Annotated in this window: 19 protein-coding genes; 8 read left to right on the forward strand and 11 right to left on the reverse strand. The window is 66.6% G+C overall.

The genetic code is table 11. The features are described 5' to 3' along the window. Window positions 1-30: 30 nt before the first annotated feature. Window positions 31-624 (forward strand): biliverdin-producing heme oxygenase, encoded by a 594-nt coding sequence (locus QRN25_RS14575; protein WP_285020064.1) that lies wholly within the window; start codon window positions 31-33, stop codon window positions 622-624. Next, a complete protein-coding gene (locus tag QRN25_RS14580) occupies window positions 617-3,181 on the forward strand; it encodes an HWE histidine kinase domain-containing protein (RefSeq protein ID WP_285020065.1) in 2,565 nt (854 codons plus the stop codon). Before QRN25_RS14575 ends, QRN25_RS14580 begins: the two co-directional genes overlap by 8 nt. A gap of 232 nt (window positions 3,182-3,413) precedes the next feature. Here QRN25_RS14580 and QRN25_RS14585 read toward each other — a convergent pair whose 3' ends face one another. The 4 genes from QRN25_RS14585 to QRN25_RS14600 all read right to left on the reverse strand — a co-directional run bounded on the left by QRN25_RS14585 (window position 3,414) and on the right by QRN25_RS14600 (window position 7,988). Further along, on the reverse strand, window positions 3,414-5,177 hold the full coding sequence (locus QRN25_RS14585) for a putative bifunctional diguanylate cyclase/phosphodiesterase (protein ID WP_285020066.1): 1,764 nt from the start codon (window positions 5,175-5,177) through the stop codon (window positions 3,414-3,416). A 35-nt stretch (window positions 5,178-5,212) separates the two neighbouring features. Beyond that, a complete protein-coding gene (locus QRN25_RS14590) occupies window positions 5,213-5,683 on the reverse strand; it encodes a response regulator (protein ID WP_008831436.1) in 471 nt (156 codons plus the stop codon). After that, window positions 5,673-7,118, reverse strand: coding sequence for a sensor histidine kinase (locus QRN25_RS14595; RefSeq protein ID WP_285020067.1), 1,446 nt, complete (start codon window positions 7,116-7,118; stop codon window positions 5,673-5,675). The genes QRN25_RS14590 and QRN25_RS14595 overlap by 11 nt, the downstream gene beginning before the upstream one ends. A gap of 378 nt (window positions 7,119-7,496) precedes the next feature. Then, window positions 7,497-7,988, reverse strand: a complete 492-nt coding sequence (locus QRN25_RS14600) for an asparaginase domain-containing protein (RefSeq protein WP_285020068.1) — start codon at window positions 7,986-7,988, stop codon at window positions 7,497-7,499. Window positions 7,989-8,243: 255 nt separating this feature from the next. Between QRN25_RS14600 and QRN25_RS14605 the strand changes: the two genes are divergently transcribed. Beyond that, window positions 8,244-9,443: an MFS transporter gene (locus QRN25_RS14605; RefSeq protein WP_285020069.1), complete on the forward strand. Its 1,200-nt coding sequence runs from the start codon at window positions 8,244-8,246 to the stop codon at window positions 9,441-9,443. Here QRN25_RS14605 and QRN25_RS14610 read toward each other — a convergent pair. Continuing rightward, window positions 9,382-10,446: a DNA topoisomerase IB gene (locus tag QRN25_RS14610; protein WP_285020070.1), complete on the reverse strand. Its 1,065-nt coding sequence runs from the start codon at window positions 10,444-10,446 to the stop codon at window positions 9,382-9,384. The two genes, QRN25_RS14605 and QRN25_RS14610, sit on opposite strands and share 62 nt — an antisense overlap. A gap of 118 nt (window positions 10,447-10,564) precedes the next feature. Here QRN25_RS14610 and QRN25_RS14615 point away from each other — a divergent pair, with 118 nt between their 5' ends. Together QRN25_RS14615 and QRN25_RS14620 are read left to right on the forward strand one after the other, a co-directional pair. Then, window positions 10,565-11,047: a hemerythrin domain-containing protein gene (locus tag QRN25_RS14615; RefSeq protein WP_008833645.1), complete on the forward strand. Its 483-nt coding sequence runs from the start codon at window positions 10,565-10,567 to the stop codon at window positions 11,045-11,047. A gap of 103 nt (window positions 11,048-11,150) precedes the next feature. Continuing rightward, window positions 11,151-11,615: a pyridoxamine 5'-phosphate oxidase family protein gene (locus QRN25_RS14620; RefSeq protein ID WP_285020072.1), complete on the forward strand. Its 465-nt coding sequence runs from the start codon at window positions 11,151-11,153 to the stop codon at window positions 11,613-11,615. Window positions 11,616-11,821: 206 nt separating this feature from the next. On the opposite strand, the gene QRN25_RS14625 is transcribed toward QRN25_RS14620, so the two are convergent. The 3 genes from QRN25_RS14625 to QRN25_RS14635 all read right to left on the reverse strand — a co-directional run bounded on the left by QRN25_RS14625 (window position 11,822) and on the right by QRN25_RS14635 (window position 13,263). After that, on the reverse strand, window positions 11,822-12,082 hold the full coding sequence (locus tag QRN25_RS14625; protein ID WP_285020073.1) for a hypothetical protein: 261 nt from the start codon (window positions 12,080-12,082) through the stop codon (window positions 11,822-11,824). Window positions 12,083-12,161: 79 nt separating this feature from the next. After that, window positions 12,162-12,572, reverse strand: coding sequence for a response regulator (locus QRN25_RS14630; RefSeq protein ID WP_285020160.1), 411 nt, complete (start codon window positions 12,570-12,572; stop codon window positions 12,162-12,164). Between the two features lie 25 nt (window positions 12,573-12,597). Beyond that, window positions 12,598-13,263, reverse strand: a complete 666-nt coding sequence (locus QRN25_RS14635; RefSeq protein WP_008832963.1) for a sigma-70 family RNA polymerase sigma factor — start codon at window positions 13,261-13,263, stop codon at window positions 12,598-12,600. A gap of 447 nt (window positions 13,264-13,710) precedes the next feature. On the opposite strand from QRN25_RS14635, the gene QRN25_RS14640 reads away from it, so the two are divergent. Continuing rightward, window positions 13,711-14,502, forward strand: coding sequence for a response regulator (locus QRN25_RS14640; protein ID WP_008832962.1), 792 nt, complete (start codon window positions 13,711-13,713; stop codon window positions 14,500-14,502). Between the two features lie 158 nt (window positions 14,503-14,660). Here the strand turns inward: QRN25_RS14640 and QRN25_RS14645 are convergent, their stop codons facing one another. Both QRN25_RS14645 and QRN25_RS14650 read right to left on the reverse strand, forming a co-directional pair. After that, window positions 14,661-15,008, reverse strand: coding sequence for a PilZ domain-containing protein (locus tag QRN25_RS14645; protein WP_285020074.1), 348 nt, complete (start codon window positions 15,006-15,008; stop codon window positions 14,661-14,663). 89 nt (window positions 15,009-15,097) lie between these two features. Beyond that, on the reverse strand, window positions 15,098-16,780 hold the full coding sequence (locus QRN25_RS14650) for a CHASE domain-containing protein (protein WP_271184606.1): 1,683 nt from the start codon (window positions 16,778-16,780) through the stop codon (window positions 15,098-15,100). A gap of 152 nt (window positions 16,781-16,932) precedes the next feature. On the opposite strand from QRN25_RS14650, the gene QRN25_RS14655 reads away from it, so the two are divergent. Together QRN25_RS14655 and QRN25_RS14660 are read left to right on the forward strand one after the other, a co-directional pair. Then, window positions 16,933-17,238 carry a NepR family anti-sigma factor gene (locus tag QRN25_RS14655; protein ID WP_285020075.1) on the forward strand — a complete coding sequence of 102 codons (306 nt, stop codon included), beginning with the start codon at window positions 16,933-16,935 and terminating at the stop codon, window positions 17,236-17,238. Then, window positions 17,231-17,779: a sigma-70 family RNA polymerase sigma factor gene (locus QRN25_RS14660; protein WP_008830169.1), complete on the forward strand. Its 549-nt coding sequence runs from the start codon at window positions 17,231-17,233 to the stop codon at window positions 17,777-17,779. Before QRN25_RS14655 ends, QRN25_RS14660 begins: the two co-directional genes overlap by 8 nt. On the opposite strand, the gene QRN25_RS14665 is transcribed toward QRN25_RS14660, so the two are convergent. After that, the gene (locus QRN25_RS14665; RefSeq protein ID WP_285020077.1) at window positions 17,757-18,935 is read right to left on the reverse strand and encodes an MFS transporter; all 1,179 of its coding nucleotides are present in this window, start codon (window positions 18,933-18,935) and stop codon (window positions 17,757-17,759) included. The two genes, QRN25_RS14660 and QRN25_RS14665, sit on opposite strands and share 23 nt — an antisense overlap. Window positions 18,936-19,008 lie beyond the last annotated feature (73 nt).

Consider the following 19,008-nt stretch of genomic DNA (forward strand, 5'->3'; position numbering starts at 1 on the left):
AACGCCCCCCGGGGCCCTATTCGGATAATCATGCAAGACGCCCTCGGATCGCCCGTAATGCCCGACATGCTGACCGTGCTGCGCGAAGCGACCGGCCCCTCTCACGAGCGGCTGGACGCATCCTTCGGCGCGCTGGACCTGATGACCCGCGACGGGCTCGGGCGCTTCCTTGCCGCGCACGCCGCCGGGCTGGAGCCGATGTTCCCCGCGTTCCGGGGCTTTCTGGAGAGCGAACTCGGCCTCGAATGCCCGGACTATCCGGCCATGCTGCGCGCCGATCTCGATGCTCTCGGCGTCGATGCCGTGCCATCTATCGAGACGCCTGCCGGGCTCGATGCGGCAGGCGGCGAGGCAGGCATCGCCTATGTCGTCTCCGGCTCGCGCCTCGGCCTCGTGGTCATCCGCCAGCGCGGCTACTGGGGCGAGTCGAAGGGCTTCCGCTCCGCCTACATGAGCGACGGGCGCGGCCACGACGCGTGGAAGGCGCTCGTCCCGGTCCTGCGGACCCGCGCGTATGCGCCCGATCAGGCGGAGGCGCTGCGCACCGCCGCCCTCGCCGCGTTCGAGACGTTCGCGCGCGCGTTCGCCGCCAGTGCCGGCCTCGCGGCGCGTGTCGATGGCTGACGCGATGCACCAGGTAGACCTGTCCACCTGCGACCTCGAGCCGATCCACATCATCGGCCGCATCCAGAGCTTCGGCTGGCTGCTGTCGTTCTCCAGCGACTGGATCATCAACCACGTCTCGGTGAACTGCACCGACCTGTTCGGCCGCGAGGCGCAGGACCTCGTCGGCCTTTCCGCCACCGAGTTCCTGTCGCAGGAAGCCCTGCACGACATCCGCACGCGCCTGCAGATCCTCGGCAGCGCGGGCACCGTCGAGCGCATGTTCGAGCTGGACCTGATCGGCGACGGCCGCGTCTTCGACGTCGCCGTGCACAATTCCGGCCGCTCTTTCATATTGGAAATCGAGCCCCACGAAGGCGGCAAGCGCCGCGACTTCGTTTCCTACGTGCGCCCGATGATCGAGCGGCTCCGCCAGTCACCCTCCATCGAGCAGTTGTGCTCCAGCGCCGCGCGCCATCTGCGCGGCCTCACCGGCTTCGACCGGGTGATGGTCTACCGCTTCGAGGGCGACGGCGCGGGCGAAGTCATCGCCGAAAGCCTGAACGGCATGGTCGACAGCTTCAAGGGGCAGCACTTCCCCTCGTCCGACATTCCGGCGCAGGCGCGCAAGCTCTACACCCGCAACCTGCTGCGCATCATCAGCGACGTCGACGACCCGACGGTGCCGATCATCCCCGCGACCAATCCCAACGGCGATCCGCTCGACCTGTCGATGTCGGGCCTGCGCGCGGTGTCGCCGATCCACATCGAATACTTGCGCAACATGGGCGTGAAGGCGTCGATGTCGGTCTCGATCATGCGGCGCGGCAAGCTGTGGGGGCTGATGGCCTGCCACCACTATTCGCCGCTGACGCTGTCCTATTCGGTACGCACCGCGAGCGAGCTGTTCGGCGAATTCTTCTCCTACCTGCTGGAGCAGAAGGAGACCGATTTCTCGACCGAGAAGCGCGCGGAATCGATGCGCCTCCACGACGAGATCATGGCCCGTGTCGCCGGCGGCGGATCGCTGCTGGAGGCCTTCGACGACTTCACCGATTCGATCCGGCAGGTGATCCCCTTCGACGGCGTCGTCGGCTGGGTGGACGGCCGCTTCATCGGCCACGGCGCGGTGCCCGATCAGACGCAGTTCGCCACCCTCGCGCGGTTCCTCAACACCGCCGGAGCCAGCACGGTCTGGGCATCGGACAACATTTCCGCAGTCTACCCGCCTGCGGCGGAATGGACGGACAAGGCATCGGGTCTCCTCGCCCTGCCGGTCAGCCGGTCCCCGCGCGACTACATCGTGCTGTTCCGGGGCGAGGCGGTGCGTGAGGTGAAGTGGGCGGGCAACCCCGAAAAGGCCATCGAACTCGGCCCTAACGGCGCGCGCCTGACCCCGCGCAAGAGCTTCGAGATCTGGCGCGAGGAGCGGCGCGGCTATTCGCGTCCCTGGACCGACGAGGAAGTCTCTTCCGCCGAAGCGCTGCGCATCACCCTGCTCGAAGTCGTGCTGCGCCTATCGGATGCCGCCAACGTCGAGCGCGAGCAGGCCAGCCAGCAACAGGACATGCTGATCGCGGAACTGAACCACCGCGTTCGCAACATCCTCAACCTGATCCGCGGCCTCGTTGCCCAGAGCAAGGAAGGCGCGCGCACGATCGACGAATTCGCCGAGATCGTCGGCAGCCGGATCCACGCCCTCGCCCGCGCGCACGATCAGGTGACGCGCAAGGACTGGTCGCCCTCCTCGCTCTACGACCTGATCCGCACCGAGACCGACGCCTATGCCAGCCACTCGCTGGACCGGGTGGTGATCGACGGGCCGGACGCGCTGATCGCCCCCGCCGCCTTCACCACCCTGGCGCTGGTGATCCATGAACTGATGACCAATTCGTGCAAGTACGGCGCGCTGTCGGATTCGCACGGGCAAGTCACCGTGACGCTGAACCGCAGCGACGACGGCGCACTGGAGATCGACTGGCGCGAGGAAGGCGGTCCGCCGGTCCGGGAACCCACCCGGCGCGGCTTCGGCTCGACCATCATCGAGCGCACGATTCCGCACGAACTGGGCGGCTCGGCCTCGGTGATCTACCCCGTGCACGGGTTGCACGCGCTGTTCCTGATCCCCTCCGACCATATCTCCGGCTTCGAGACCCCCGGCGCGGTCCTGCGCGAGCCGGTGAGCGAGCCTCCGCAACCCGCCGAGTTCACCAAGGAACTGGGCTCCGGCGCGGCGCTGATCGTCGAGGACAACGTGATCATTGCCATGGAGGCGGAAGACGTGCTGCGCGGCTTCGGCTTCACCGACTGCCGCATCGCCGGCTCCGTCAACGCCGCGCTCGGCATTCTCGAAGGCTCCGACGTGAGCTTCGCGATGCTCGATGTGAACCTCGGCAAGGATACCAGCGAGGCGGTCGCCCACGAACTGGAAGCGCGGGCGATCCCCTTCATCTTCGCCAGCGGCTACGGCGAACGCTCGCTGCAGTCCGGCGCGTTCAAGAGCGTGCCGGTGGTGACCAAACCCTACGGCGAACGCGATGTGCGCTCGGCGATCGGGCGGGTGATCAAGGGGCGCTGACCGTCCCCGGTCATTGCGAGCGTAGCGAAGCAATCCAGCGCCGGTTCACGCCGCCCTGGATTGCTTCGCTACGCTCGCAATGACGAGAGGTGGTCATCCTTCTTTGTTCGTCATCCCCGCGAAGGCGGGGACCCAGCTGATGCTTGTGGAACATGAAGCGTCAGGAGATGGGTTCCCGCCTTCGCGGGAATGACGGTGGTGGGGATGGAGATGATGGTGGTGAGAAAGGATCTCACGCCCGCATCCGCTGCTCCCCATGCGTGGCATTCCAGCCGTCGACCCAGCCGCGCACGTCCTCGTAAGGCATCGGGCGGCAGATGCCGTAGCCCTGGCCGCAGGTGCAGCCCATCGCCACCAGCATCGCCTGCGTCTCCGGGTTCTCTACCCCCTCGGCCACCAGCGGAATGCCGAGGCAGTCGCACAGCACCACCAGCGAAGTCACCAGCGACTGGTCGAACCGGCTTTCGGTAAAGCGCGCGATGTAGGAGCGGTCGATCTTGATCTCGCGCACCGCGAACTCGCGCAAGTAGCCGAACGAGGTGAACCCCGCGCCGAAATCGTCGATCGAGAGCGAAACGCCGTGGTCCTGCAACTGCTCGATCACCCGCTTGGCCTGCGAGGGGTGAGCGATCAGCGCGGTCTCGGTCAGTTCGAGCACGACATGCGCGGGATCGACCCCGTGCGTGCGGATGGCCTCGACGACGTGACCGACGAAGCCCGGCCGCTCCAGCATCCGCGCCGAGACGTTGATAGAGATACCGGCGCCGTCCAGCCCCGGCTCCAGCCGCGCGTACTGGCCCAGCACGGTATCGAGCGTCAGGTAGGTGAAGTCTTCCAGCAAGTGCGACTGCTCGACCGTCTCGATCAGCGCGTCGGCCGCGACCGGGCCGTTGTCCGGGTGAGTCCAGCGCACCAGCGCCTCGAAGCCGAGAACCTGCCCCGAACGCATGTCCACCTTGGGCTGCCAATGCCAGTTGAACGCCCGCGCGCCCATGGCGTCCTCGATATCGTGGAGCATTGTGCGCTCATCGGCGCGCACCGTGCGGCGCTGTTCACCGCGCGCGATCACTGCCTTCTCGGCCCCCCGCTTGGCCTCGTACATCGCCTCGTCGGCGGCCTCCACCAGTCCCTCGGGCGAATAGCCCAGTTGCGGGCACAGCGAAATGCCCATCGAGGCGCCGACGTAGAGCAACCGCCCGTCGTGGACGATCGGCTGCTCGATCAGCTCGGTCAGCTTGGTGGCGACGGCCAGCGCGGACTCGTCGCCATCGACGTTCTGCAGCAGGACCGCGAACTCGTCCCCGCCGAGGCGGGCGATCGTGTCCACCTCGCGCAAGTGCTCGCGCATCCGGCGGCCCAGCGTGATCAGCACCGCATCGCCCGCCGCATGGCCGAGGCTGTCGTTGATCTCCTTGAAGCGGTCGAGGTCGATCATCATCACCGCGAACGGATCGCCGCTGCGCCGCGCCCGCGCGCAGGCCTGCGAGAGCCGGTCGGCGAACAGCGTGCGGTTGGGCAGGTCGGTCAGCGGATCGTGGAGCGAGCGGTGCGTCAGTTCCTCTTCCGCGCGGCGCATGTCCTGCCGGTATTTGCGCCAGGCGATCCCCTCCTCGACCGAGGCCGCGACCCGCTCGGGAGAGAGCGAGCGCTTGGACAGGAACTCGGTCATGCCCGACTTGATCGAGTCCGCCGCGATCTGCTCGTCGGTATGGCCGGTGACGGCGATGATCGGCACGTCGGGGTCGATCTCGGCGCGGATCTCGGGCAGCAGGTCGCGCCCGTCGCCGTCCTTCAGGCCGAAGTCGAGGAAGACGATGTCGAAATGCGCCTGTGGATCGCGGATCATGTCCAGCGCCTCGGCCTGTGAGGCGGCCTGCGCCACGGTGATGTTGCGGGGAACGCGGCGCAGCAGGCGCAGCAATTTCTCCCGGTCGACGTCGTCGTCATCGACGATCAGCGCGTGAATGTCCTGAGTACCGTTGTGCAGGTGGTCCATGGGAGGAAGGAATCCTTGCGTGAGAGGAGCCGCCGTCAGGGCAGCTCCTGCGTGCGGGCATACTTGCCGATGAAATCGGCGAGGCGAGCGAACTGCGGACCGACGGCGGACTTGACCATGTAGCCCGCGACGTGCCCATCGTAGGCACGGCTGCGGTCCTGATCGCGGGCCGAAGTGGAGAGTACGAAGACCACCGTGCGGCGCAGGTCCGGGTCGGCGCGCAGGGCGTCGAGGAACTGGAAACCGTCCATGCCCGGCATGTTGAGGTCCAGCAGCACGATCACCGGCGTTTCTATCTGCTTGTCCGGATGGCGGCCGGTGAGGATCGCCAGCGCTTCCCCGCCGTCCCCCGCCGTGACGGTGCGACAGGGCACCTCGTATTTGCGGAAAGAGCGCAGCACGCCTTCGCGCGCGACGTCGTCGTCATCCACCAGCAGCACGGTCACGTCGTTGTAGTTGGCAGTTTTCTTTGGTGCGGATCGGGGTGCGACCAGATCAATCATCATCTTCGTTCTCTCGCAGAAGTATGCGGGGCCAGTGGACTTCGAACCTGGCGCCGCCGAGGGGACCCCGGCCCTGGACGGTCACCATGCCCCCGTGGGCGTTGATCATGCGGCGCGTGAAGGCGAGCCCCACCCCGTCGCCGTCGGTCCCCGGCGAGGCGCGGTGGAACAGCTTGAAGATGCGGTCCTCGTTGCCCGGCGGAATGCCCTGCCCGTCGTCTTCCACCGTGAAGACGGTGAAGCGCCCCTCCTCGCGCACGGCGATGCGGATGTGGCCTTCCTTGCCGCCGTGGTGCTTGACCGCGTTGGACAGCAGGTTGCGCAGCGAAGTGGAAAGCGGCGCACGCGGGGCGACGATGTCGCCGCCCTGCACGTCGACATCGACCTCGAACCCCTCGGGGATTGCCGTAAGTTCCAGCGCTTCCTCGACCAGTTCGTGCGGATCGATGCGGTGCATGCGGGAATCGCGCACCCCGGCGCGGGCGTAAGCCAGCAGGTCGTCGATCATCCGCTCGGAGCGCTCGATGCGCTGGGCGATGCGGTCGAAGTTGTGCACCACGTCCTCGGGCAGTTCGGTGCCTTCGAGGTCTTCGCGGATCCAGCTTACCAGGTCGGCGATACCCCGCAGCGGCGAGCGCAAGTCGTGGCTGGCGACATAGGTGAACTCCTCCAGCTGCGCATTGGTCTGCTGCAGCGCGCGTTCGGAGCGCTTGCGGTGCGAAATGTCGCTGACGATCGCCATGTAGAGCGGCTGGGCGCTGCTCTCGAATTTGGTGAGCGCGATCTCGACGGGAAACTCGCGCCCGTGGCGGTGCAGCGCGGTGACGTCGCGGTCGCCGCCCATGAGGCGCGACTTGGGGGCGGCCGCGTATCCGGCGATCTGCTCGCCGTGCCTTGCGCGGTATCGCTCGGGCAGCAGCATCTCGATCGGCTGGCCGATCATCTGCTCCACCTTCCATCCGAACTGGACCGCAAGCATGGCGTTGGCCTGCGCGATCCGGCCCTTGCCGTCCACCACCACCACGCCCAGCGGCATGCTTTCGAACATCTGGGTGAAGCGGCGCTCGGCGGTGATCTCGCGCGTCATGTTGCGCAAGTAGACGACCGCGCGGTCGCCCTCCTCGCCCGCGACGGGCGCAAGGGTCATCGTCACGGTCGGGCGCGAACCGTCGGCGCCGTGCAGCACCATCTGGCGCGACCAGGTGCCGCGCGTTTCCATTGAAACCTTGAAGAAGACCTCGAACATCTGCCGCAGCGTCTCGGCATCGTCTTCGGCGAACCACATGAAGAACAGGCTGTTGCGCAGCGCCTCGGCATCGGGCTCGGCCAGCAGCGAGGCGGCAGCGGCATTGCCGAAGGCGACCACGCCCGCCGCATCGACGATCAGCGCGGCGATTGGGGCATGGACCAGCGGCGCGTGGATGTCGGTTGTCGTCATCGGCGTCGCCAGCATCGCGTGTCCTGTCCTGCGGGAGACGTGATGCCGAACGAGCTTGAAATTCGTTGCAGCCACGGCCTCCGGGTGGAGCGCCGGAAACCGCGCTGCGGCCCCCGTACCCGACGAGGGGTACACCGGGGCGGTTATCGACCTGCGAAGCCAGACCTAGGGAGCTGTCCCTAGACCCGGCCTGTCGCAACGATTGCAGTGGTTAAATTTGTGTTAGAGCGGCCGCTGTCCATGCGCTCGGGGCCGCGCGCAGCACTTTCGTCACCCCGCGAAAGCGGGGACCCATCTGATGCCAGTGCACCATGAAACGTCAGGAGATGGGTTCCCGCCTTCGCGGGAATGACGACGTTAAATAAGCAAGAACTGCCCTCAGCGCGCGACGAACTTGCCGGCCTCGCGGTCCTTGCGGGCCTTCAGCGCGTCGAACACGGTGCCGCTCATGGTGATCCAGATGCCCGGCCCGGCCGATTGGCAGCAGCCGAACGCCATGCCCAGGTTGAATGCCGCGTCGCTCTCGGCGAAACGGGCGGGCTGCATGGCGCCGCACATCACGACGGTCTTGCCCTCGATATGGGCGAGCGCGGCGGCGGTGTCGGTCATGGTGTCGGTGCCATGGGTGATGACGACATGGCTTTCCGGCGCCCCGGCGACCGTCGCGGCGATCAGCGCGCGGTCCTCGTCGGTGAGTTCGAGGCTGTCCTTGCGCAGCAGTTCGACGACGCGGAACGGATGCGCCACGCGGGCCGTGGCCAGCAGCTTGCCGATCACGCTCTCGACGATCTGGTACTCGCTCAGCGCGTCGAAGTACTGCTTGTCGATGGTGCCGCCGGTGGTGATGACGAGAATGGGTGCCTGGTTCATGCGCGTTCCTTACTGCGGGACGCGCGGGTTTCCAATTCCTTCGTGCCCCTGCCGTTCGTCATTGCGAGCGTAGCGAAGCAATCCAGGGCAGCACTGCACCGCCCTGGATTGCTTCGCTACGCTCGCAATGACGAGATGGTGGGCCGAAATGGCGAGAAGCGCTGAACTGGCCAAAGCGGCATCAGATATTCGCCCTGCGACTTCCCGCCATCTCGCATATGCACAACCGCGCCGATCCATGGCACCACTGCGACCATGAGCACCCTTGCGTCACCCTCGCTTACTGCCCGCAGCGAACTGGCCGCCGGATGGCCGACCGTCCTTGCCGCCGCGCTGGCGATCGGGGTGGGGATGATGGGCGTCGGGTTCTACGCGCTGGGCCTGTTCGTAACGCCGCTTCAGGCCGAGTTCGGCTGGACCCGCGCCGAAGTCTCGGGCGCGGCGACGTTCCAGCAACTGGGCATCTTCCTCTCCGCCCCTGTCGTGGGACGCCTCGCCGATCGCTTCGGCAACCGCACCATCGCCATCGCCAGCTATCTGGCCACGCCGCTCGCCCTGGTGGCGCTGGCCGAGACCGGGCCGTCGCTGACCGCGTGGTACGGCCTGTGGCTGCTCGTCTCTCTGGCGGGCTGCGGAACGACCCCGGCGATCTGGGCGCGCGTCGTCTCGCTGCGCTTCGATGCCGGGCGCGGCTTCGCATTGGGGCTGATGCTGACGGGCTCCGGCATGGCGGCGATCCTCGCGCCCGCATTGCTCGGCCCGGTGATCGCGGCGCAGGGCTGGCGCACCGGCCTTCATGCCATCGCCATCGTCATCGCCGTGATCGGCATCCCCGTCAGCCTCCTGACCGGGCGCGGAGAGCGCGTCGCCAACGACAAGCGCGAGCGCGGCAGCATCGAGATCACCCGCAAGACGCTGCAAATCGCCCTGATCGGCTTCCTGCTGGGCGTCATCGTCGCGGCTCTGATCGTCCATCTCGTGCCGATGCTGGTGGACCGGGGGGTGCCGCCCGCGCAGGCCGCCGGAGTGGCCGCCTTCATCGGCATCGCGGTGGTCTTCGCCCGCGCTTTCGTCGGCTGGCTGTTCGACCGCTTCCACGCCCCGCGCGTGGCCGTGCTGTTCCTGACCTCGCCGGTGATCGCCTGCGTGATCCTGTGGCTCGACGGCCCCGCAATCCCGGCCGCGCTGCTGCTCGGCCTCGCGGCCGGAGCGGAAGTGGACATGCTCGCCTATTTCACCAGTCGCTACGCCGCACTGGAGAACTACGGCGCGACCTACGGCGCCATCCTCGGCCTGTTCAGCCTCGGCGCCGCGTTCGGTCCGCCGCTGTTCGGGTGGATGGTGGACGCGACCGGCAATTCCGATCTTGCGCTTGCCTGCTCGGGCGTGGCGCTCATCGGCGTGCTGGTGTTGATCGCGACGCTTGGGGCTTACAGGACGTCGTCCCGGATTTGATCCGGGACGACGAAGTGAGAAACGCCAGCAACCCGCGCTCCTCACGGCTCATCCAGCGGGTCTTGCGCGGCAGGCTTTCGGGCACCTCGGGTGCGCCCCGATCCCCCTTGGCCGCCGCGATCACGTCCGGGTGGACGTAAGACTTCCGCGCGATCGCGGGCGTATTGCCGAGGCACTGCGCAACCTCGTCCAGCATCGCCCGCAATGACAGGCCGGGGTTCCCGACCAGCATCGCGAAGGCCATCGTACTCGCCGCCCATGTCCGGAAGTGCTTGGCGGTGAAGCCCTCGCCCATCGTCTCGGCAAGGTATTCGTTGACGTCGTGGCTGTGGACGGGAATCGCCTCGCCCTCCTCGTCGACGTACTGGAACAAGTGCTGGCCGGGCAGGTCCTGCATCTTGCGCACACAGCGCACGAGGCCGGGATCGTCGCAGGTGATCTGCTGCAGCTTGCCCGACTTGCCCTTGAAGCGCAGCATCAGCGCGCCGCGCTCTATCTTCGCGTGCCGGTTGCGCAAGGTGGTCGCGCCGAAGCTCTTGTTGGCCTTGGCGTAGCACTCGTTCCCCACCCGGATCGCGCCGGTATCGAGCAGCGCCACGACCGAGGCGATCGCCCGCTCGCGCGTCAGCTTGCGTGAAGCGATGTCCGCGTCCACCCGCGCCCGCAGCACCGGCAGCGCCTCGCCGAACAGGGCGCAGCGGTCGAACTTCATCGTCTCGCGCGACTGGCGCCAGTCGGGATGATAGCGATACTGCTTGCGCCCGCGCGCATCGTAGCCGGTCGCCAGCAGATGTACCTCGGGGTCGGCGGAGAACCAGCACCGCTCGTAGGCGGGCGGCAGGGCGATGGCGTTGAGCCGGTCGATCTCAGCGCGATCCTTTATCCGCGCTCCGTCCGCGTCGAAGTAGGCCCACTTGCTGCCGCGCACCGGCCTGCGGGTGATGCCGGGGGCGCCGTCATCGGCGAATTTCAGGCGCATATCTGTCTGGCGCGTCATCAGCATGGGGTCTGTCCGTTGCCTCTCCCTTTCGAGAACGCACGGGGGGGCAAACGGGTTGTCGGAAACCGGAACGCGATCCCGCCGTTCCTTCCTGCAAAGACAAACCACACAGGAGACACCCATGGCAGACGCACGCATCTTCCGCGATCTCAAGGCCGACCACGACAAGCACCGCAAGCTCCTCGAGCAGCTCGGCGAGACTCAGGGCGCCAGCGACGAGCGCAAGGACCTGTTCGAAGCCTTGCGCAAGGAACTCCAGGCCCACGCCGCCGCCGAGGAGGAATCGCTCTACGCGACGATGCTCGGCAACCCGGACCTGCGCGACGAGGCCCGCCACTCGGTGTCCGAGCACAAGGAAATCGACGACTTCCTCGGCGAACTGTTCGAGATCGACATGAGTTCGTCCGCGTGGCTGACCAAGTTCAAGGAAATGCGCCACCGCTACCTCCACCACATCGACGAGGAAGAGGAGGAGATGTTCCCCGAAGCGGCGGAAAAGCTCTCGGCCGAAACCGAGAAGGAACTCGCCGAAGTGTTCGAGAAGCGCAAGCCGAAGGAACTGGCGACGGCCGAAAAGGAACTGCCCGGCGATGCGCGCGAATAAAACCGGCAATAAGCCGGCTCGGGCCTCCCCTGCGGTGAGCGCGGGGGAACGCCCGACCCCGGCGGTGCGTTGCCTTCTCGATCAACCATAACGGAGAAGGACCATGGACAAGGACATCCGCGAGCATTTCTGGAAAGCGTTCCAGACCAGCCCGTTCATCATGATGAGCCTTCAGGGCGGACATGCCCACGCCGAGCCGATGACGGCACAGCTCGACAAGGACGCCCATCACGCGATCTGGTTCTTCACCAAGCGCGACAACCGCATCGGCGGCGGCGGCAAGGCGATGGGTCAGGTGATGACGCGGGGGCACGAGGTCTTCGCCTGCATCGACGGTACGCTGGTCGAGGAAACCGACACCGCCGTGCGCGACAAGCACTGGAACAACGCCGTGGAGGCGTGGTTTCCCGGCGGCAAGGCCGACGCTTCGGTCGTCATGCTGCGTTTCGAGATCGAGGATGCCGAAGTCTGGACTTCGGAAATGGGCCTCAAGGGCGCCTTCAAACTCCTGACCGGCAAGCCCATCAAGCAGGGCGAAGCCGGAGAGCACGCGCTCGGCGCGGTCTGAGACCCTCTAGGACCGATGCCTGAGCAGCGGGGGCGTGGCGGTTCAGGCTGCCACGCCCTTCGCGCTTATCCCTCCCTGTCGCGCAGCGATGGGGAGGGGGACCGCCCGCGCAGCGGGTGGTGGAGGGGCTGGGAATACAAAACCCCCTCCGTCACCGACTTCGTCGGCGCCACCTCCCCATCGCTGCGCGACAGGGAGGATAAGGGTCAGTGGGGACTCTTCCGCCGCAACAGATAGCGCCACACGCCCACGCAATTGATCGCGAACAACGCCACGTTCTGCAGCCCGATCCCCTCGGCCTTGTCGTCGAGGAACCCCCAGGCGACGAGGGCGATCGAACTGGTGACGAAAATGACGAAGCCCCAGCCGGTCCATTTGCGGCCGAGGTCGAGCGATACGATAAGCGCCGCCACGGTTCCCGCAGCGGCGCCATAGTATTGCAGGCATTGCAGGACGACTTGGCTCATCCTCTCGCCTTCTTCTCAGGCCCTGTTGTGTTTGTCATCAGGCCCGGGCTCTTGCGGCCCCTCTCCTACTCGTGAAACGTCAGGTGCGCAGTTGCAGCGGCTCCAGTTCCTGTGGCCGGGCGCTGTCGGGGCATCCGGCAAGGGCATAGGAGATCGCCGCGAGGATCGCCTGTCGTGTAAAGGGTTTCTGGACGACCCCGATCGCGGTAGGCGCCGGGGTGTCGATCTGGCCGGGATTGGCGGTGACGTAGATCACCCGCACGCCGTAACGGCCGGAGAGATCGCGTGCGATGGCCGGGCCGGTGAGCCCGTCGCGCAAATTGAGATCGACGAGCGCCACATCAGGAATATCACCCAGCATGCCCAGCGAAGCCATGTCCGGAACCGTGCCGACGACGGCATGGCCGCCATCGGCAAGGATATCTTCCAGTTGCAGCGCTACCAGGAACTCGTCCTCGACGATGAGGATTTTCCCGGAGTTGGCCACCATCGCATCCAAGGTACGTTGTCCCGGTTCAGGCAGCCACGCGCTGGGCGAGGCGAGCGGTGTCGGCATTGACGTTGGCGATCTTCACCAGTTCGCCGAAGAAGGCGTCGATCGCCTCGCCGCCAAGCACGAAGTTGTGGCGGAAGTCCGGCAACTGGCCGGATTCGATGATCTTGGAGAGCATCGCGCGGGCGCGGCAGATGCGGCTCTTAACGGTGCCGAGCGCGATACCGCAGATATCGGCGATTTCCTCGTAGGAGAGGTTGCCCGCCGCTACGAGCACGAGGGCCTCGCGATAGGTTTCGGGAATGGCGGTCAGCGCGCGCAGGACGTCCGCCAGTTCGACGGCGCTTTCCTGGCTGGCTTCGGCGCGCAGGATGCGTTCCGCGGCCAGTTCGTCGTACTCGCCATGGAAGCGGGCGCGGCGGGCCTCGGAATAGAAGTGGTTGCGCAGGATGGTGAAAGTCCATGCCTTGAAGTTGGTGCCGGCGGCATAGCGCTCACGCGCCGCCCATGCCCGCAGCATAGCTTCCTGCGCCAGATCGTCGGCGCGGTCACGGCAGCCGCACAGACCGCGCGCGAATGCACGCAGGTGCGGCGCTACCTCTGCCAGCGCACGGCGGAAATCACGGTCGCTGAGCGCGACCTTTTCGGGCTGGACCCCTTCGACGCCTGCTTCGACAACAGTCGACATTGCGTTACCCTCCTCTGAGAAAACCAGTCGGATAGCTAACGGCAGTGCGGCGAAAATAGTTCCCGGCAATGTCCTGAAATCGCCCATTTCGTTGCGGAAGCGAAAGAAATCAGCGCCAGACCGAAAAACTTTGCCGTATTTCCGCAGGATCGGCGGAACAATCATGGCCCATAAAAATTGAGGCCCCCGTCCACTTGAGTGGGCGAGGGCCTCCGGGATCGGATCACCACCGGTTTGCGGGGGGGGGGTGGGGGAGCCAGTGGTGATATTGTGGGAACGTAGCGCCCCTTCGTTGGTTCCCGGAAAAGCGTCTCACCGCAAAAAATTTTCCGGTTGCCCTATACGCCCGGCGGAGTCAGACAAACGACACCGGCCTTCCGGCGCAAAGGGCGCCCATCGACGTGCAATCGGGAAGCCAACTTCCCCCATAGGCCTTGAGGAACTTGAATGTCCGTCTCTGATCAGATTGCGATCCAGCTGCCTTACCTGCGCCGCTACGCGCGCGCCCTAACCGGCTCGCAGCATTCGGGCGACGCCTATGTCCGCGCGACGCTGGAAGCGGCCCTCGCCGACCGCTCGCTGCGCGATGCCATCGCCCGCAGCCGCGCCGCGCTGTATGAGGCCTTCACGCGCATCTGGTCGACCGGCCATGTCGAGGAACCCGCGGGCGACATCGGCGGCGGGCACGAGCAGGCCGCGCAGGAGCGCCTCGCCGCCGTCGCGCCGACGCACCGCCAGGCCCTGCTGCTGACCTCGGTGGAGGAATTCACGCGCGAGGAAACCGCGACGATCCTCGGCCTCGAGGTCGAGGAAGTCGATGCGCTGGTTTCCCAGGCGATTGCAGAGATCGAAGGGGAAAGCGCAACCCGCGTCCTCATCATCGAGGACGAGCCGCTGATCTCGATGCAGCTGGAAGGCCTGGTGACGGACCTTGGCCATACCGTCGTCGGCACTGCCGCCACGCACAAGCAGGCGATCGAAATCTTCGAGAAGCACCCCGCCGGCCTCGTCCTTGCCGACATCCAGCTGGCCGACGGCAGCTCGGGCATCGATGCGGTGGAAGACCTGCTCAAGTTCGGCGAAGTGCCGGTGATCTTCATCACCGCCTACCCGGAACGCCTGCTCACCGGCGAGCGGCCGGAGCCGACCTACCTCGTGACCAAGCCGTTCCAGGAAACCACCGTGCGCGCAACGATCAGCCAGGCGCTGTTCTTCAACTCGACCCGCCCGCAGGCCTGAAGCGCCATCCGTCTGCATAGAAAACTGTCTGTCATCCCCGCGAAGGCGGGGACCCAACTGATGACCGATCCACACGAGAGACCGTCAGATGGGTTCCCGCATTAGCGCTTCGCGCTGCCCTTCGGGTCGCGGGAATGACGACCTGGGTGTTTGCCGGATCAGAGCGGCGGCTGGGGGACGTGGCCGCTGGGCTCCCGCCTTGGCTGGAAGAGAAAATCCTCGATCGGCGGCGTAAAGCCCAGCCGCCGTACGACGGCCTCGGGGATCAGCGTGTCGAATCGCATGCCGATGCAGCGGCCGACCTGCCACACCACCTGCCCTTGCACGGTGCCCTGCCCCTGCAGTTCCAGCGTTGCCGACCGCTCGCGCATGTCGCGCTCGCACGCCATCTCGAACATGCAGCCGCCGACCGAGAGGTCGTAGAGAAAGACCTGCTCCCGCGCTTCGTCGACCAGGCAGGTAACGTCCCGCTCGACGATATGACGGCTCCAGTTACGCGCTTCCATCGCAATTGCCCCCGATGATGTGGCAAGGGCATTACTGCGACACGGCTTAAATAATCGATAATAGCCCCTGCTTCGTCTTGTGGAGCGCCTTACCTCTGCTGGTTGCGCAACACGAATTCGCGCGAAGCGCGCACCGGCACCTTGAGGCGGCATTCAACGCCGCCCGGCTCGAACCGCAAGTCCACTTCCGACTTGAGTTCGTGCGCGACGATCTTCTCGATCAGATCGCGCCCGAAGCCCCGCTTGGTCGGCTCGGTCACCGGCGGCCCACCCTCCTCGCGCCAATGGATTTCCGCGAGGTCGGGCGCGGCCAGCGTCCATTGCACGTGGATGCGCCCCTCGATCGTGCTGAGCGCCCCGTACTTGGCGGCATTGGTCGCCAGTTCGTGGATGGCGAGGCCCAGCGACATGGCATCGTTGGGCGCCAGCTTGATCCCCGGCCCGGCCATGACAACGTGGCTCTCGTTACCCTCCATGTAGGGCGCCAGTTCCGAGCGCACGATGTCGCCCAGCGCCGCGTGCCCCCAGTCCGACTGCGAGAGCAGGTCATGGGTCGCCGAAAGCGCCCGGATGCGCGCGGTCAGGCTTTCGGTGAAATCGTCGATGCCCTTCGAGCGCCGCCGCGTCAGCGCCGCGATCGAGAGCACGTTGGCCAGCGTGTTCTTGACGCGGTGGTTCAGCTCGCGAGTCAGTGAGTTGCGGATCGACGCCTGGTTGGTCAGCCACTCCAGCACCACGCGGTCTTCCGCCGCGCGCTTGGTGATCAGCCGTCCGATCGCCATGACCATCAGCGAGGCCAGTGCCCCGAAGAACAGCGTCAGGCGCGAAAGCGGCGAGAGCGCATTGGCCTGCCGGTCACTGACCTCGACGATCCAGGCCTGCCCGGCAACGTCGATGCGCCGCTCGATGGTGGGGCCGGTCAGCCCGTCGGCGCCGCGCTGTTCCGCCAGCAATGTCTCCGGCGCGACGTGGTCGTCGTAGATGGCGATGTCGATGCTGTCGTTGCGGTACAGTTCGCTGGCCGAGCCGAGAAAGGTCTGCGCCTTGAACGGGCTATAGACGAACCCTTTGACCCAGCGCCGCCCGCCCCGGTCGATCGTGACCGGCATATAGATGAGAAACGCCGCGTCGGCCTGCTGATCTCGCGCCGGATAGCGGAAGCCGTCCTGCGCAAGATGGACCACGCCCGTCGCCGCCGGTCCGCGCCGGGCCATGGCCCGCTCCATCGCCTGTCGCCGCACGGGCTCGGAATACATGTCGAACGCGATCGCTCGCTTGTTTCCCGGCGATTGCGGCTCGAGATAATAGACCGGGACCACATACTTCTGCCCTGGCTCCGGGCGCGGATCGACACTGAAGTCGAGCCGCCCACCGCTCTGCACCGCTACTTCAAAGTCTGCCAGCTTGCTTACCGGGATGAGCGGCGCCCAGCCCATGCCGAGCGAACCATAGAGCGTGCCGTCGCCCTGCAGGTCGCGTGCGAATTCCGCAAACTGCTGGGGCGACACGACGTCCTGCGTCGCGAACAGTGCGCTGCCCGCCCGCAGGAGCGCGATATTCTCGGTCACGCGGCGCTGGAGGGCGGAGGAAATCTCGGTGAGCTGGCGATCGAGTTCGATGGCGCGCGTCTGCTTGTCCGCGCGCTCGATCGCCATGACGGAGACCGCCGTGGTCATGCTGGCGATGAGGAACAGCAGGAACGGCCAGCCGCGCGGATACCTGTGGAACCACGCCTGCTTCTGAACCCTGTCGAGCAGAGCCTGGTCAATCACCCGGCAACGTCCTGCACCATAAACTCCGTCGCGTTGCGTTCACTTATGACCGCAAGCATCATGCTATGCCAACACTTTACGCCGAGGGGAACCATGCTCGGCATCGATTGTTCCATCTGCAAACGACGTCCGCTCGGCTTGCAGACCGGACGATGCCCGAGACAGCGCCCCGCCTTCCGCCAGCCTTGCGCGCGAAGACATTGGGCCGCGCGCCGGGCTTGACCGCTCCCCGGTCTCGCCGCAAGTGTGCTTTCGGTGAAAGGGAGTTCGTGTTGAATCAGCCCAATGGACGTGGTGACTCCGGCCCTGTGCCCGGCTTGCCGCCCGAAGTCCGTCGAGACGGAGAACCCGGCTGGGCCGGGGGGTTGAGGAAGCTCTACAACTCCGTGGTGGAAGAGCCGCTGCCGGACAGCTTCAAGGATCTCCTTAAGAAGCTGGACGACGACGGCGATGCCTGACCGGATAGCGCCCAGCGCCGCGGACGAAGGCTTCCGCAAGGAACTGCTCTCCGTCCTCCCTCATCTCCGCGCATTTGCCCGAGGCCTGTCGGGACGGCCGGACTTTGCCGACGATCTCGTACAGGAAGCCGCGATCAAGGCGTGGACCGCGCGCGAGCGCTATCAGGCCGGCACCAACATGCGCGCCTGGACTTTCGCGATCCTGCGCAACCACTATCTGTCCGAGCTGCGCCGCTCCCGCCGCCAGACCGACCTCGACGAAGGCGTGGTCGAGAAGATGCTGGTGATGGAAGCGGATCAGGAAGGCCCGCTCCACCTCGACGACATGGAGGCCGCGCTGCAGAAGCTGGCCCCCGAAAGGCGCGAGGCGGTGCTGCTCGTCGGCGCCTCCGGCTTCAGCTACGAGGAAGCGGCCGAGATCGCCGGTTGCCCGATCGGCACGATGAAGAGCCGTGTCGCCCGTGCCCGCGCCGATCTTGCCCGGATGCTCGACGGCGATCAGCCGCAGCAGGTCGAGGTCAAGGCGCGCAAGACGGGCTGACCGGCTGCCGCAACGGCGGCAGTACGACCAGGCATGCCAAAGCCGCCAGATGAAACGCGAGCGCCGCTGCCGTCAGCGGCACGGTGCCGCTCTCGATCCATGGCGAGACGATGCTCGTTCCCAGCGCTGCGGCGGTCAGGATGCACAGGATCACCAGAGCGCTGGCGCGGGCATCGTCGCCGCGGCTCGCCAGGATCGCGCGGAAGAACCCCGCCGGACCGCGCAGGCCAAGGCCGGTGTTGACCGGGATGAACAGCGCCGTGATCACCAGCGCCGAAGTCCCGCCCGAAAGCGCATAGGCGAACTGTCCCGCCGCTCCGAGTGCGGAGAGGCCGGTGCCGAAGGCAATGACGCGCTCGGCGCCCAGCCTGTCGCCCCAGTGCGTGGCGGTGTTGGCGGCGATGATGAAGGTGACGACGCCGCTCATCTGCATCGTGATGAAGTCCGCCAGCGTCCCGCCGTGCACGCGCACGAAGACGGTGGGCATCCCGAACACGAAGACCAGCAATCCGCCCAGCACGCTCGCCTGGCTGAGCGCGTAGCGCAGGAACGTCGGGTCGCGCAGCAACACCACGAAGCTGCCCTGCCCGCGCCGTCCCACTTGCGGCAAGCCGCCGGTGAGCATGACCAGCACCGCCGCCGCGAAGGCTCCGGCCGCCATGACCTCGAAATTCAGCGACCAGCCGCCGAGCGCGAGCAGCCCCGCCCCCGCCACGGGGGCAAGGGCCGGCCCCAGCGCCTCGATGCTGCCGAGCAGACCGATCGCCCGGACCGCGCGGGTCTCGTCGAACATGGCCTTGACGATGCCCGGCGCAAAGACGGCGGGACCGGCCGCGACCATGCCCTGCAGCGCGCGAAGCCCGATGAGCGCCTCGATATTCGGGGCCATCGCACAGGCCAGAGAGACGGCGGCGGTCGCCAGCAGCGAGCCCACGATCAGCCGCGATGTCGCCACCCGGTCTCCCAGCGCGCCGTAGCCGAGCAGGCCGATACAGGTGCCTCCGACGTAAGCGGCCAGCACCAGTTGTGCCTGCGACGGGTCGCCGCCCAGCGCCTCGGGCAGCAGCGGCACGGCGGGCAGGACCAGATCGACGCCCATCATGCCGATGATGGTGCCGCACAGGACCAGTGCCAGCGTCAACCACGCGCGATTCATCGAAGCCGTCCCCCTTGTCGGAAGACGGGTTTGTTGCAGCGGGTCACGATCAACGCAATCGTCATTGCGAGCG

The sequence above is a fragment of the Novosphingobium sp. fls2-241-R2A-195 genome (assembly GCF_030209485.1).
GTDB lineage: Bacteria > Pseudomonadota > Alphaproteobacteria > Sphingomonadales > Sphingomonadaceae > Novosphingobium > Novosphingobium resinovorum.